11 protein-coding genes and 1 riboswitch are annotated in these 13637 nt (G+C 66.4%); of the genes, 5 read left to right on the forward strand and 6 right to left on the reverse strand.

What is annotated here, in order from left to right; all coding sequences use genetic code 11:
* Position 1 precedes the first annotated feature (1 nt).
* Positions 2-174, reverse strand: a riboswitch (yybP-ykoY riboswitch).
* 183 nt (positions 175-357) lie between these two features.
* From HGB41_RS21525 to pstS, 3 genes are all read right to left on the reverse strand, one after another.
* On the reverse strand, positions 358-3075 hold the full coding sequence (locus HGB41_RS21525) for a bifunctional diguanylate cyclase/phosphodiesterase (protein ID WP_171088351.1): 2718 nt from the start codon (positions 3073-3075) through the stop codon (positions 358-360).
* Positions 3076-3158: 83 nt separating this feature from the next.
* The gene (locus HGB41_RS21530; protein WP_171088354.1) at positions 3159-3788 is read right to left on the reverse strand and encodes a winged helix-turn-helix transcriptional regulator; all 630 of its coding nucleotides are present in this window, start codon (positions 3786-3788) and stop codon (positions 3159-3161) included.
* A gap of 63 nt (positions 3789-3851) precedes the next feature.
* A complete protein-coding gene (gene pstS, locus HGB41_RS21535) occupies positions 3852-4889 on the reverse strand; it encodes a phosphate ABC transporter substrate-binding protein PstS (protein WP_171088356.1) in 1038 nt (345 codons plus the stop codon).
* A gap of 166 nt (positions 4890-5055) precedes the next feature.
* Here pstS and HGB41_RS21540 point away from each other — a divergent pair, with 166 nt between their 5' ends.
* From HGB41_RS21540 to HGB41_RS21555, 4 genes are all read left to right on the forward strand, one after another.
* Complete coding sequence (locus HGB41_RS21540; RefSeq protein WP_229423164.1) at positions 5056-5484, forward strand: hypothetical protein; 429 nt, start codon at positions 5056-5058, stop codon at positions 5482-5484.
* A 24-nt stretch (positions 5485-5508) separates the two neighbouring features.
* Complete coding sequence (ggt, locus tag HGB41_RS21545; protein WP_171088359.1) at positions 5509-7254, forward strand: gamma-glutamyltransferase; 1746 nt, start codon at positions 5509-5511, stop codon at positions 7252-7254.
* 86 nt (positions 7255-7340) lie between these two features.
* Entirely contained in the window at positions 7341-7880 is a 540-nt protein-coding gene (locus HGB41_RS21550) for a YybH family protein (RefSeq protein WP_171088361.1), read from the forward strand.
* Between the two features lie 130 nt (positions 7881-8010).
* Entirely contained in the window at positions 8011-8901 is an 891-nt protein-coding gene (locus HGB41_RS21555; protein ID WP_171088362.1) for a bile acid:sodium symporter family protein, read from the forward strand.
* 9 nt (positions 8902-8910) lie between these two features.
* On the opposite strand, the gene HGB41_RS21560 is transcribed toward HGB41_RS21555, so the two are convergent.
* Genes HGB41_RS21560 through HGB41_RS21570 form a run of 3 tightly spaced genes read right to left on the reverse strand, consistent with a single transcriptional unit; the run spans position 8911 to position 11467 of the window.
* Positions 8911-10326 carry a hypothetical protein gene (locus HGB41_RS21560; RefSeq protein ID WP_171088363.1) on the reverse strand — a complete coding sequence of 472 codons (1416 nt, stop codon included), beginning with the start codon at positions 10324-10326 and terminating at the stop codon, positions 8911-8913.
* Complete coding sequence (locus HGB41_RS21565; RefSeq protein ID WP_171088364.1) at positions 10323-11072, reverse strand: ABC transporter ATP-binding protein; 750 nt, start codon at positions 11070-11072, stop codon at positions 10323-10325. Before HGB41_RS21565 ends, HGB41_RS21560 begins: the two co-directional genes overlap by 4 nt.
* Positions 11069-11467 (reverse strand): GntR family transcriptional regulator, encoded by a 399-nt coding sequence (locus tag HGB41_RS21570; protein ID WP_171088365.1) that lies wholly within the window; start codon positions 11465-11467, stop codon positions 11069-11071. Before HGB41_RS21570 ends, HGB41_RS21565 begins: the two co-directional genes overlap by 4 nt.
* A 102-nt stretch (positions 11468-11569) precedes the next feature.
* On the opposite strand from HGB41_RS21570, the gene HGB41_RS21575 reads away from it, so the two are divergent.
* Positions 11570-13570 carry a sensor histidine kinase gene (locus HGB41_RS21575; RefSeq protein WP_171088366.1) on the forward strand — a complete coding sequence of 667 codons (2001 nt, stop codon included), beginning with the start codon at positions 11570-11572 and terminating at the stop codon, positions 13568-13570.
* Positions 13571-13637: the final 67 nt, after the last annotated feature.

The raw sequence follows: 13637 nt of genomic DNA on the forward strand, positions 1-13637 counted from the left end.
GATTTTCGGTCGGGCGCACAGACGACGGCGCATCCGCGCGCCCGACAATGGCGCGGATGGGCCGATGGTCTCGCCAACCGCAAGGCGCCCGCGCCACGGTCCGGACGGACCGAGTATGTTGACACGGGCACTTCCGCGAGGCGCGGAAGCAGGCTACTCCCCAAAGGGTGCGGTCATTCTAGAAGGAAACCTTGATTGGCGCAACGTGCAAACCTTCCCGACGGTCGCGCAACATGTAGGGTGGTCGGCTTTGCCGAGCGCGCGTTCAAGCGGCGTGTGCATCGCCACTGAGCAGGCCGGACTTGAACGCGCGGTCGTTCGTAACTCAGGCCACTGGCCTGAGTTACCCCGACCACCCTACGTCAATTCACCCAGGCAGGGCTGCTGTGGCGCACGCTCCAGCAAAAAGCGCCGCCGCATCATCCCCATCATCTCGCCCGCCGGCACCGGCCGCGCAATGTAATAGCCCTGCACCTCGTTGCAGTCGAGTCCCTGCAGGATGGCCAGCTGCTCCGCGGTCTCGACGCCCTCGGCCACCACCGACATGCCCAGCGCGTGGGCCATCGAGACGATCGCCTGGAAGAACACCTTGCCCTCTTTCGAATTACCCAGCTCCATGGTGAAGGCGCGGTCGACCTTCAGCACGTCCATCTTCAGGCGCTGCAGCTGCGACAGCGACGAATAGCCGGTGCCGAAATCGTCGACGTGCAGCTTGACGCCGAGCGCGCGCAGCGAGGCCAGTTCGGCCAGGATGTCGTCCTGGTCGCCCATCATGGCCGACTCGGTGATCTCGACTTCGATCAGGCTGGCCGGCACGCGGTACTTCGACAGGGCGGCGCTGAGCTGGCGCACGACGCCGCCGTGCAGGAACTGCTTGGGCGAGACGTTGATCGACACCGGCACCAGCGCCACGCCGGCCGCGCGCCAGGCGGCCAGCTGGGCGCAGGCCTTGTCGATCACGACTTCGCCGATGCGTACGATCAGGCCAGTGCTTTCGGCCAGCGGGATGAATTCTCCCGGCGAGACCAGGCCCAGTTCCGGATGCCGCCAGCGGATCAGCGCCTCCATGCTCAGCAGCTCGCCGCTGCGGGCATCCACGCGCGGCTGGTAGAACAGCATGAACTGGTCGCGTTCGAGCGCTTCCAGCATGTGCTGTTTCAGGCGCGCGCGCGAACTGAGGGTGTTCGATAGCGCCGGATCGAAGAAGCGGTACTGGCCCTTGCCGTCGTTCTTCCCGGCGTACATGGCGATGTCGCTGTGGCGCACCAGGGTCTCGGCATCCAGGCCGTCGCGCGGGTACATGCTGATGCCGATCGATGCGCCCACCGCGTGCAGCTCATCACCCACCATGAAGGGCACGCCGAAGGCTTCGACGATGCGTGCGGCCACCGAGGCGGCCTGGCGCTCGCCATCCACCGGGTGCAGCAGCACCAGGAATTCGTCGCCGCCGAAGCGCGCGACCTTGTCCGTCGGGCGCAGCAGCGACAGCAGGCGCCCGGCCGCCGACTTGAGCAGTGCGTCGCCCACCGCATGGCCGTGCGAGTCGTTCACGTGCTTGAATTCGTCGAGGTCGATGAACAGCAGCGCCAGCCCGGCGCCAGTGTCCTGGGCCTGGGCCAGCATCGCCGGCATCGCGTTCAGGAAGGCGTGGCGGGTGGCCAGGCCGGTCAGGGCGTCGATGTTGGCCATGCGCTCGAGCTGCCCTTCGTGTTCCTTGCGCTCGCTGATGTCCTGCAGCGTCACTGCCAGGCCGTTGCCCACCCGGACCAGGCGCCGGTGGCCCCAGCTGATGTTCAGGCGGTTATCGCTCGGCATGCGGCGGTCGTCTTCGTAGAAGCCGGCCTCCATCGCCTTGCGGTAGGTTTCCATCAGCTGTTCGCCGAACAGCCCGGAATCGATCTGCGACAGGCTGCGTCCGACCAGGGCACTGCGGGTCATCCCGTAGAAGAAGGCGCCGCGCTCGTTGCAGTCGACGATGCGGAAGTCTTCGATGCGGCCATCGCGCCCGCGCACGGCAGCCGCCATATAAAAACCGTCCTTGCCGCTTTCGGTGGCGGTGCGGTAGGCGCGCTGCACTTCGTCCTGTTCGCGTTCGCGCAGCACGGCGCGGCGCGCCAGCACGGCCCCGAGCGCGCCGAGCAGCACCAGGCAGACGCTGGCGGCAATGGCGCGGTCGCGGCTCTCGCGCCAGTAGCTGCCCGCGGTGTCGAGCGCCGCGTGGTGCGACAATGCGACCAGTGCCACCAGCGGATAGGCCGCCGAATGGCGCCAGCCAAGTACGCGCGCCTGGCCGTCGCCGAAACCAGCCTGGCCTTGCACCAGCTGCACGCCGGGCTCGCCCGACCACAGGCTGCTGCCCGGCGGCAGCACCTTGCCGGCGCCCTCGAGCCAGGATGCCCCGCCGCTGCGCTGTTCGATCCGCAGCGGCCCGTCCAGGCCGGCCAGCGCCACCACGCCGTCCTCGCCCAGGGTCGCGGGACTGATGAAGGAGGTGAAATAGCGCGCATCGACCGCCATCAGCACGATGCCGTCGAATTCGTCGTCCCCGGTATCGAGGCGGCGCGTGAACAGCACCAGGTCGCCGCCGTCGCCGAGCTGCGGCGGCGCCGCATCGATGCGCAGCGCGGTCGAGATGTGGTGGCTGTGCTGGACGAAGTACGGGGTGCTTGAAAAGTCGCTGCCGATCAGCGCATGGCGGGTCGAGGCGCGCACGATGCCGCTGCGGTCGACCACGGCGACGGTGCCAAAGGCGCTGTCGGTGAACATGCCGTTGCGCCGCAGTGCATCGAGCAGGCCGGTGTCGCGCGCGCTGTCGCGCCCGTTCTCCCAGCTGAACTTGAGCTGCATGGTGATCTGGTCCATCTGCCCGACCGAGCGCGTGATGTACTGCTCATAGGCCTCGGCATAGGCGCTGGCGTCCTTGCGCGCCTGGGTATCGGCGCGTTCGTGCTCGGCGTTCGCGCGCACGACAGTGGCGATCCACAGGGCGGCGCACAGCAACAGGGCCAGGACCGGCCAGATAAAGACGAGGTAGCGGTTGGTGCGGGAGGGGGCGTGGCCAGGGTGGGAGCTCATGCAGGTTGTTTCATTTAAGCAATGTGCCGACAGTGTAGCTGGCAATCATGTCATTCCCGTGACAGGCCACCGCCAAAGGCGGTTCAGGCCGGGGACAGCATATAGCCCGCGCCGCGTACCGTCTTGATCACGGATTTGGCGCGTCCCAGCGCCTTGCGCAACCGCAGCACGTGCACGTCTACCGTGCGCTGGTCGAGCGTGTCGTGGGCATCCCACAGCTGCTCGATCAGCTGGGCGCGCGAAAATACCTGGCCCGGGTGGCAGAGCAGGAAGCGCAGCAGCCGGTATTCGGCGTGGCGTACCTCGACCTTGTGGTTGCCGACCCGGACGCTGCAGCTGAGCGGGTCGAGCACCAGGCGGCCGGAGCGCAGCAGGCGCTCTTCCAGCGCGTCGTCGGGCGGCTGGGGAATGAAGGCGGGTGGTGGCGGCAGCGCGGCGCGCTCTGCGTCGGCGCGCCCGGCGGCCAGCAGGATCACGGGACGCTCGCGCAGGCGGCGATCGCCGCGCAGGCGCGCCAGCATGCGCATGCCGCCGTCCTGGCGCAGCATCGATTCCTGGAGCAGCAGTTCGGGGCGTTCGCGCCCGATGAAATCCCAGGCATGCGCCAGGCTCGGGACGCTATGCCAGATCCACTCGTCTTCGTGCAGCGCGTACTTGAGCAGCTCGGCGATGGCCGGCTTGTCGTCGACCACGAGGACGATGGTGTTAGCCATGATAGGGGGAGTCCAAAGAAAATCCGGCAGCCAGGCTGCCGGAATCGTTACAGGTCGAACCGATTAGTAGATCGCCTTGCCCGATGCATCCTTGAGCTGGGCTTTCCAGTTGGCCTGGACCAGCTTGACAACCGATGCCGGCATCGGCACGTAGTCCAGTTCAGCGGCAGCCGGGGCGCCGTTCTTGAAGGCCCAGTCGAAGAACTTCAGGACTTCGGCGCCTTTGTTGCCGTCGGCCTGGGTGCGGTGCATCAGGATGTAGGACACGCCGGTGATCGGCCAGCTCTGCTTGCCTGCCTGGTCGGTCAGCACCACGCCGAAGCCCGGGGTCTTGGTCCACTCGGCGCCGGCGGCGGCGGCCTTGAAGGCGTCGTCGTCAGGCTGCAGGAAAACGCCGTCCTTGTTCTTCATCTGGGTGTGCGACAGCTTGTTCTTCTTGGCGTAGGCCCACTCGACATAGCCGATCGAACCCTTGATGCGCTGCACGTTGGCGGCGACGCCTTCGTTACCCTTGCCGCCCACGCCCACGGCCCACTTCACGCTGGTGCCGGCGCCGACGGTGCCCTTCCAGTCGGCGCTGGTCTTGGACAGGTAGTCGGTGAACAGGAAGGAGGTGCCCGAGCTGTCGGCGCGGTGCACGACGGTGATATCAAGGTCCGGCAGCTTCACGCCCGGGTTCAGCGCGGCGATCGGCTGCGCATTCCACTTGGTGATCTTGCCCAGGTAGATGTCGGCGATGACCGGGCCGGTCAGCTTCAGCTGGCCAGGGGTGACGCCCTCGACGTTGACCACGGTGACCACGCCACCCATGATCGCAGGGAATTGCATCAGGCCATCCGATTCCAGGTCTTCCGCCTTGAGCGGCATGTCCGATGCGCCGAAGTCCACGGTCTTGGCCTTGATCTGCTTGATGCCGGCACCCGAGCCGACCGATTGGTAGTTCAGGCCGTTGCCGGTGGCTGCCTTGTACGACTCGGCCCACTTGGCGTAGATCGGGTAGGGGAAGGTCGCGCCGGCGCCGGTCATGTCAGCGGCGTACGAGGTCGACATCGCGAACACGGCAGCAGTGGTGGCAGCTGCGGCAAGGATCTTCTTGAACATGGGCTTGTTATTCCTATTCCTGGTTGAGGGAGTGTGTCTTGGACCACGCAGCAAAGTCTAGACCCCGAATGTGACGGGTTTATGACTCGATCGACACGTCCGTGCGCGCCCTGCGCGCCGTGGTTTGCTATGATGGGCATTCCAAAAAAACAACTGGATGACTCGCATGCGCCCCCTGCTCCGTGTGTTCACCCTTGCCGCTTCCGTGGCCTGCCTCGGTTCGCTGCTCGGCGGCTGCGCCACCACCCACGATCGCCTGCCAGAGGCGCGCTACACCATGACCGAGCGCCAGACCCTGCCGCTGGCCGAGCGCCTCTCGATCACCTACGAAGGCGCCGAAGACAGCCGCTGCCCGGACAATGCGCGCTGCATCTGGCCGGGCCGCCTGAGCTACCGCTTCACCATGCGCATCGGCAGCGTGGCGCAGGCCTTCTACCTGGTGCCGGGCCAGCCTGGCTATATGCCGCCGGCGCTGCGCGGCTCGCGCATCGAACTCGACCACCTGACGCCGCCACCGCCGCGCGGCATGGCCGGGACGGCCGTCGCACCGGGGCCGGTGATGTATCCAGTCACCTTCAACATGTACGCGCAGTAGGCGCACCGTTTCGGGATCGACCCCATGAAGGCGACTGCGGGCGCTTGCGCCCTGGCTTTGTCCATTGTCTTGCATGCACCTTCGGCACTGGCGAAGACGCCGGTTGCCACCGGCACCGGCGGCGCAGTCGCCACCATCAGCGAGCAAGCCTCGCAATCGGCCCTCGGCATCCTGAACGCCGGCGGCAATGCCATCGATGCAGCGGTGGCCGCGGCCGCGACGCTGGGCGTCACCGACCCGTTCAGCTGCGGCATCGGCGGCGGCGGTTTCATGGTGATCTACCTGGCCAGGGACAAGCGCGTGATCACCATCGATCATCGCGAAACCGCGCCCGCCAGCTTCACGCCGGCGGCCTTCCTGGAAAACGGCAAGCCGGTCGACTTCGACACCGCGGTTGCCAGCGGCGCCTCGGTCGGCGTGCCGGGCACGGTGCGCGGCTGGCACGAGGCGCTGGAACGCTATGGCACGATGCGCTTCAGGCAGGTGCTGGCACCGGCGATCAAGGTGGCCGACAAGGGCTATACGGTGACTGAAATATTCAGTCATTTGACGGCCCAAAATGAAAGAAAATTTCAGCTTTATGCGCCGACCAGTGCGCTCTACCTGCGCAAGGGCAAGGCGCTGCAGCCTGGCGCCCTCATCCGCAACCCGGGCATGGCCAGGGCCTACCGCGAGATCGCCTCTGGCGGCGTGGAAGCCTTCTATGAAGGCCCGATCGCTCGCGCCATCGTCGACGCCGTCAACAAACCGCCGCTCGCACCCGGCAAGAGCGCACGCGCCGGCCGCATGACGATGGCGGATCTCGCCAACTACGAAGCGCGCATCCGCCAGCCGCTGCGCACGACCTACCGCGGCTACGAGATCTTTGGCATGCCGCTGCCGAGCAGCGGCGGCGCAACGGTCGCGCAAGCCCTCAACATTCTCGAGGGCTTCGATTTGAAGGGGATGCCGCGCGCCAGGGCCGAGCACCTTTACCTGGAGGCGAGCCGCCTGGCCTTCGCCGACCGCAACGCCTACCTGGCCGACCCGGAATACATCGACGCGCCGGTCGCCGGCATCCTGTCGAAGGAGTACGCAGCGCAGCGCCGCAGCTTGATCGGCGCGCAGGCGGCGCGCAAGGTGAGCGCCGGCGACCCGTACTCCTACCAGAACGACCAGAGCGTGCCGCTGCGCCCACCCGCTGTAAAAATGCAGCGCGAGAACGCGCACACCACGCACCTGACGGTGTCGGACAAGGACGGCAATGTCGTGTCCTACACCTTCACCATCGAGTCCTGGGGCGGCAGCGGCATCGTGGTGCCGGGCTACGGCTTCTTGCTGAATAACGAATTGACCGATTTCGACTTTTCGGGCCCGCACCCGAACGTGCCGGAAGCCGGAAAACGCCCGCGCTCGAGCATGGCGCCGACCATTGCGCTCAAGGACGGCAAGCCCGCCTTCACCATCGGCAGCCCGGGCGGCTCGACCATCATCACGACGGTATTGCAGACGATCTTCAACTACATCGACCTCGGCATGCCGATGGACCAGGCGCTGGATGCGCCGCGCCTGTCCGAGTGCAACTGCGAGGCGACTTCGATCGAGCCGGGCTTCGCCGGCAGCGAGCAGGCGCGCGCGCTGGAGAAGTTCGGGCACCGCTGGGACGCGGCGGTGGAGGAAATCGGCGCGGCCAATGCGCTGGTGTTCAACCCGGACGGCACGGTGACGGCCGTGAGCGAGGGCAAGCGCCACGGGGTCGGCTCGGCGCTGGTGCAGCGGCGCGGGCATTGAGCAAGGCGATTCGCGGGCGCGGTGAGTTTTCGTGACCCTGTGGACGGACTCGATGGCTATACTCATCGGTTTCCCCTGGAGACCTCATGAAATCGATACTCGCCGCAAGCGCACTGGCCCTCGGCCTTTTGCTGGCCACGCCGCCAGCCCTGGCCCAAGCGCCGGCCGCCGACAAGCAGCAGATCGACGCCATCGTCGAGACCTTCCGCACCTCGATCATCAAGAAGGACACGGCCGCCTTCATGCAGCTGTTCCTGCATGAGGCCATCACCTGGACCGGGGTGGTCACCGACACGAGCATCGAGCGCCTGTACGCCAACCGTCCGGATCCCAAGCTGAAGCGGCCCGCGAAATACAGGAACAGCTCCCCGCGCAAGTTCATCGAGAACATCGCCAAGGACCACGAGCAGATTGAGGAAACCTTCGCCAACCTGCGCATCGACGGCGACGGCGACGTGGCCCAGGTCTGGTTCGACTACAGCTTCGTTGCGAGCGACTACAAGCAGAACTGGGGCAAGGAAAGCTGGCAGCTGGTGCGCACCGACGCCGGCTGGAAGATCGCCGCCGTGGTGTGGTCGATGGAATTCAATCCGGTGCCGCCCGCGCCGAAAAGCAGCGTGAAATAAGGCTGCCTGCGCATCCCGACGGCTGGTTTCGCGGCCGCCTGTTGCACTACACTGTCGTCACGGCTGGCAGCGCGCCACAGCTCGCGGCGCTGTGCCCGACCGCACATACCAACAATAACGGAGACAACGCATGAGCAACTTCATTACCCTGTTGCCCACCCTCTTGATCGCGGCGCTCGCGCTGATCATGTTCGGGCTGGGCCTGTCCCTCACCCTTGGCGACTTCCGCCGCCTGCTTGGCCACCCGAAGGCCGTCATCCTCGCGCTGGTGCTGCAGGCGGCCGTGCTGCCGGCGATCTGCTACGGCCTGATCGTGCTGCTGGACGTGGCGCCGATCTACGCGGTCGGCCTGATGCTGCTTGCGGCTTCGCCGGGCGGCGTGTCGGCCAACCTGTTCAGCCACCTGTTCGGCGGTAACGTGGCGATGAACATCTCGCTCACCGCGATCAACACGGTGCTGTCGATCGTCAGCCTTCCGCTGATCGCCAATTTCGCGATCGACACCTTCGCCAAGAGCGGCCAGGTGGTGCCGATGCAGACCGGGAAGGTGATCGAGGTGATCGGCATCGTCCTGGTCCCGGTGGCCATCGGCATGCTGGTGAAAAGCCGGGCGCCCGATTTTGCCGCACGCATGGACAAGCCGATGAAGCGCTTCTCGATGGCCGTGCTGGCCGCGCTGGCGGTGGTGGCGATCGCCAAGGAATGGGACGCGCTGGTGGTTTCCTTCGCCTCGATCGGCCTGGCGGTCATCCTCTTCAACATCGCCAGCCTGGGCCTGGGCTACACCGTGCCGCGCATGATGGGCCTGGACAAGCCGAACGCCATCGCGATCGGCTACGAGATCGGCATCCACAATTCGACGCTGGCGATTTTCGTGGCGGTGTCGGTGCTGGGCGACTTCCAGCTGATGCTGCCGGCGGCGATCTACTCGGTCAGCATGTACGTGTTTGCGACTGCCTTCGGGTTGATCGTGCTGGGCAAGAAGCGGCACGCCGGCGCGGCGGCGCCGACGTCTGCCTGAGCATACAACTTAGTCCATCCGCCGCGCCGGAAAGGCAAACGGCGAAGCGTCCATCATGCGCAATCCGCGCATGACGGCGACCGCCGCGATCGCAAGGCTGGCGACCGCCGCAACCGGCATCGCCGGCAGCCCGCTCACGGCCCGGAGCGCAAATCCGAAGGCGATGCTTGCGCCGATCGACGCTCCCAGCAATACCAGTGGCCCGAGCACGGTGGACGGCGCACGTAGGGCGTGATTGCGCAGTGGGGCCTCCATGATCGGCAGTGCCAGGCAGCAAATGCTGGCCACTCGTGCCAGCGTGGCCGCATCCGCCCCGCCCAGCGCAGCCAGCAGCAGGGCTGTGCCCGTGGCCAATGCCCAGCCCATGAACGCCTGCAGCAGCAAGCTTCGGCCCAGGTGATGGTTGAATGGCGCCTGCGCCCCCGGCATCGCGGGGGCCAGCCGCACGAGTGCCTGCTCATCCGGATACGCGCCCACCAACTCGTTCAGGCGCAAAGTGGTCGCGACGGGAAGGAACATCAGGGTGGACGCAAAGAGCCAGCCGATATCCCTCACCGCCTCCCCGCCTGTGCGCCATGTGGTGAAGATGGCCAGGACGAGCAAAACGCCGGCAAACAGTCCCAGCCCCAGCAGCAGCTCGCCGAAGTGATGGGCCGGACCGAGCGCATGCAGCACCAGCCGGCGGCTATCGCGGCGTGCGCAATCGCGGCGCAGCGAAGCGGCATACCAGCCCCTGCTTTGTGCGCCGGCTAGCGCCTGCAGCATCGGATCAGGCTTGCCAGGTTCGGCAATGATGCGGACGCGCCGTTCGATCATGCGCCAATGGCGGTCTCCTCCTTCGGGAAAAATCGCGCGTACCGCCACGGCGATCAACCCGCCACAGGCGAGCAGTACCAATGCCACGATCGATGGAGGGGACAAGGTCGCGTGGGCCGATTCCGACAGGTCACCGAGGAAGACCGCGCCAACGCACGCTACGAGGATCATCGCTCCGCCAGCCTGGTGCCCTGCCGCGCTCAGGGCGCTGCCGACCGTGCAGAGCATGATCCAGAGCAGCCACATGCCAACTGTTCCATTGCTTGCATATGCGGTCAGGGCAATGCCCGCCATCGCGACGAACCATACCAGGCAGGCCAGTTCAACCAGGCGCCGCCGCACTCCCGGAACCAGCTTGGCGTTTGCTGGTGAATTGAGTTTGAGGGCGCCCGGTATGAAGCGCCATGTCCACGTCACCAGGACCACGCCCCATGCCATGCACCAGGCCAGTACCATTGTGGCTCCCAGGCCTTGCACGTACCAGACTGGGGCGCCGATAGCGATGGCGATGAACAAACCGCCCCAGCGCACGATCCCGGAATCGAATGCACTGGTATGCGACAAGGCCGCGCGCCACAACACGCGATAGTCATTCACCCGCGCGTTCATTGCGTCACCTTGATGAACAGGTCTTCCAGGCTGACCGGCTCGGCCAGCTGGCCGCCCACCGCGCCGCGCGCGCCCTCGAGCAGGTCGTCGAGCGGGCCTTGCAGCGTGATGCGGCCGTCCTTGAGGAAGGCGACGTCCAGCGCCACCCGTTCCAGGTCGGTCAGGATGTGGGTCGAGAACACCACCGTGGTGCCGCGCTCGATGACGCCGTCCACCAGTTCGGCCAGGAAGGCACGCCGGCCGGCTGGGTCGAGCGCGGATACCGGCTCGTCCAGCACCAGCAGTTCCGGGTCATGCGCCAGTGCGCGGATGATCGACAGGCGCTGCTGCTCGCCGCCCGAGAGCCGCCCGATCGGCTTGTTCAGCATCAGGGCATTGAAGCCCCAGCGCTCGAGCAGCGCGTCGACCTTGACCGCGTTCCAGCGCGGGTACATGGCCTTGAAATAGTCCAGCAGCTGCAGCGGCGTCATCCACTCGAACAGCCCGGACTTCTGCGGCACGTAGCCGACGCGGGCACGGGTGGCGTCGGACAGCGCGGCGACGTCTTCGCCGAACAGGCGCACGCTGCCGCCATCGAGTTCGCGCAGGCCGAGCAGGCATTCCATCAGCGTGGATTTACCGGCGCCGTTGCGCCCTAACAGGCCGATGACCTGGCCCTGCTGGATTTGCCAGTCAAGGCCGCTCAGGACGATGGCGCTGCCAAAATACTTCGATACGTCGCGCATCTGGATGATGGGTGCGGTCACGATGCTTCCTTCAGGATGTGGGTGAAAAGGGCAAGGACGGTGTCGGGGTCGAGTTCCAGCTCGCGTGCCTCGCGCGCGGCGCGCTCCAGGGTCGGGCGCAGCAGGGCTTCACGGCCGGCGCTGCCCTGCGTGGCGCGCGGACGGTCGGCGACCATCATGCCCAGGCCGCGGCGGCGCTCGACCAGCCCCTCGACTTCGAGCAGTCCATAGGCCTTGGAGACGGTCATCGGGTTCACGGCCAGCGCCTGCGCGACATCGCGTACCGAGGGCAGCGCGTCGCCGGGGGTCATCTGGCCGCCGGCCACGAGGCGGCGGACCTGGTCGATCAGCTGGCGGTAGATCGGATCGGCCGAACCGGGCGTGATCGAAAACATCTGGGGTAAGTGGGTCGGCATGGGGCTTCTGCGTATATGTGTATTAATTGAGTAATACACTACGCTTGCTCCAATGAACCGTCAAGTCCTTCCCTGAATTTTATGCATCGAAGGTTTGGCCAGGTGCAACGAATTTATGACATCATCCTGCAGGCCGCATTAAGGTCTTGCACCAGCGTCGCCGCATTCCACAACATCGAAGAAGAACAAGATATGCCGCCCAGCGCAGACACGGTCACCGGTTCCAGCGCGGAACTTCTCGCCAACCCGGAAGTACGCTTCAGGGAACTGTTCGAGCAGGCGCCGACCAGCTTCCAGCTCCTGACGCCGGCAGGCTATACGGTACGTGTCAACAAGGGCTGGGAGGAGCTCTGGCACATCTTCGAAGGCAGCCCGCTGTACCGCCACGTGCTGAGCACCGAATACAACGTCCTGCGCGACCCGCAGCTGCAGGCGGCGGGCATCACTCCCTATCTGGAACGCGCCATGGCCGGCGAGTCGGTCGCAGTGCCCGCCATGCTGTACGACACCGCCGCCCTTGGCCAGCCGGGGCGCGCGCGCTGGGTGACCTCGCGTGCCCACCCGATCAAGGATAGCGAGGGCCGGATCGTCGAGGTCATGCTGATGCACGAGGATATTACCGACCGCGTGAACGCCGAAACCGTTCTGCGCGAGAGCGAACAGCGCTTCCGCTCGCTGGCGATGGCGACCTCGCAGATCATCTGGACCCATACCGGGGACGGCGCGATCACCGAGGATTCGCCGTCGTGGCGTGCCTTTACCGGGCAGACCTGCGAAGAGTTGAAGGAACACGGATTCTTTGGCGCGTTGCACCCGGATGACCGCGCACGCACCGAGCAGGTATGGACGCACTGCGTGGCGACACGTTCGGTGTACGAGACCACCTACCGCCTGCGCCGCGCCGATGGCGCCTACCGCTGGATGTCGGTCAAGGGCGTCCCGATCCTGGGGCCGGAAGGCGCCGTGCGCGAATGGATCGGCGCCAACCGTGACATCCACGACAGCGTGATGGAACAGGAAGGACTGGCCCACAGCCTGGACCGCGAACAGCGCCAGTCGGCCCTGCTGGCCAAGGTTGCCGGCGCCGCGCGCACGCTGCAGACCATGCTCTCGAGCCGCAAGATTGCCGCTGCGCTGGAGCAGGAGGTATGCGCCATCCTTGGCGTCGGGCGGGCGACGGTGTCGCTGGGCGACGACGACGGCCAGGCGCAGCAGGACAACGAAGGAGCACCAGGCGCCCAGGGCGCGGTCTTGTCCGTGCCGCTGATCGACCGCAAGGGCCGGCAGTTCGGCCGGCTGCAGGTCGCCGGCAAGGCCGCGGGCGAATTCGAGGAGCAGGATGAAGCCATCCTGGTGCAGCTGGCCGCGATCGCGGCGGCCGGCTTCGACAATGCGCAGCTGTATGCATCGCTGCGCGAGCAGGACCGGCGCAAGGACGAATTCCTCGCCATGCTGGCGCACGAACTGCGCAACCCGCTGGCGCCGATCGCCACCGCGGCCGAGCTGCTGAAGATGGCGGCCAGTCCGGACCACATCCGCTCCTCGAGCGAAGTGATCAGCCGGCAGGTGCGCCATATGACCTCGCTGGTGGACGACCTGCTCGACGTCTCGCGCGTGACGCGCGGGCTGATCACGCTGGACAAGTCCCGGGTCGCCGTGGAGTCGCTGGTGTCCAGCGCGGTCGAGCAGTCGCGGCCCCTGGTCGCGGCGCGCGCGCACGCGCTGTCGGTCGAGATCTACGCCCCAGGCGCACAGGTCGACGGCGACGCGACGCGGCTGGTGCAGGTCATCACCAACCTGCTCAACAACGCCGCGAAATACACGCCGCGCGGCGGCACCATCCTGCTGCAGGTGGCGCGCCGCGATGCCGGCGTGGATATTTGCGTGACCGACAATGGCATCGGGATCGACGGCAGCTTGCTGCCACAAGTGTTCGACCTGTTCACCCAGGCCGAGCGCACGCCGGACCGCTCGCAGGGCGGATTGGGGATCGGCCTGGCGCTGGTGCGGAATATGGTGGCGCTGCACGGGGGTGAAGTGTGCGCGCGCAGCGAGGGGCTGGGGAAAGGTAGTACGTTTACGGTGTCGCTGCCGCTGGCCTGAGACTCGTAGGGTGGGCGGGTTTCCCGCCCGCGCGTTCAATCGGTGGTTGAAAATCGGCGCGTCACAT

It is taken from the genome of Telluria aromaticivorans (genome assembly GCF_013003915.1).
GTDB lineage: Bacteria > Pseudomonadota > Gammaproteobacteria > Burkholderiales > Burkholderiaceae_D > Telluria > Telluria aromaticivorans.

What these genes read in the sequence shown, in the direction of transcription:
- HGB41_RS21525 (WP_171088351.1), bottom strand. Translation starts at nt 3,075, where the DNA reads ATGAGCTCCCACCCTGGCCACGCCCCCTCCCGCACCAACCGCTACCTC.
- ggt (WP_171088359.1), top strand. Translation starts at nt 5,509, where the DNA reads ATGAAGGCGACTGCGGGCGCTTGCGCCCTGGCTTTGTCCATTGTCTTG.
- pstS (WP_171088356.1), bottom strand. Translation starts at nt 4,889, where the DNA reads ATGTTCAAGAAGATCCTTGCCGCAGCTGCCACCACTGCTGCCGTGTTC.
- HGB41_RS21570 (WP_171088365.1), bottom strand. Translation starts at nt 11,467, where the DNA reads ATGCCGACCCACTTACCCCAGATGTTTTCGATCACGCCCGGTTCGGCC.
- HGB41_RS21540 (WP_229423164.1), top strand. Translation starts at nt 5,056, where the DNA reads ATGCGCCCCCTGCTCCGTGTGTTCACCCTTGCCGCTTCCGTGGCCTGC.
- HGB41_RS21530 (WP_171088354.1), bottom strand. Translation starts at nt 3,788, where the DNA reads ATGGCTAACACCATCGTCCTCGTGGTCGACGACAAGCCGGCCATCGCC.
- HGB41_RS21550 (WP_171088361.1), top strand. Translation starts at nt 7,341, where the DNA reads ATGAAATCGATACTCGCCGCAAGCGCACTGGCCCTCGGCCTTTTGCTG.
- HGB41_RS21560 (WP_171088363.1), bottom strand. Translation starts at nt 10,326, where the DNA reads ATGAACGCGCGGGTGAATGACTATCGCGTGTTGTGGCGCGCGGCCTTG.
- HGB41_RS21555 (WP_171088362.1), top strand. Translation starts at nt 8,011, where the DNA reads ATGAGCAACTTCATTACCCTGTTGCCCACCCTCTTGATCGCGGCGCTC.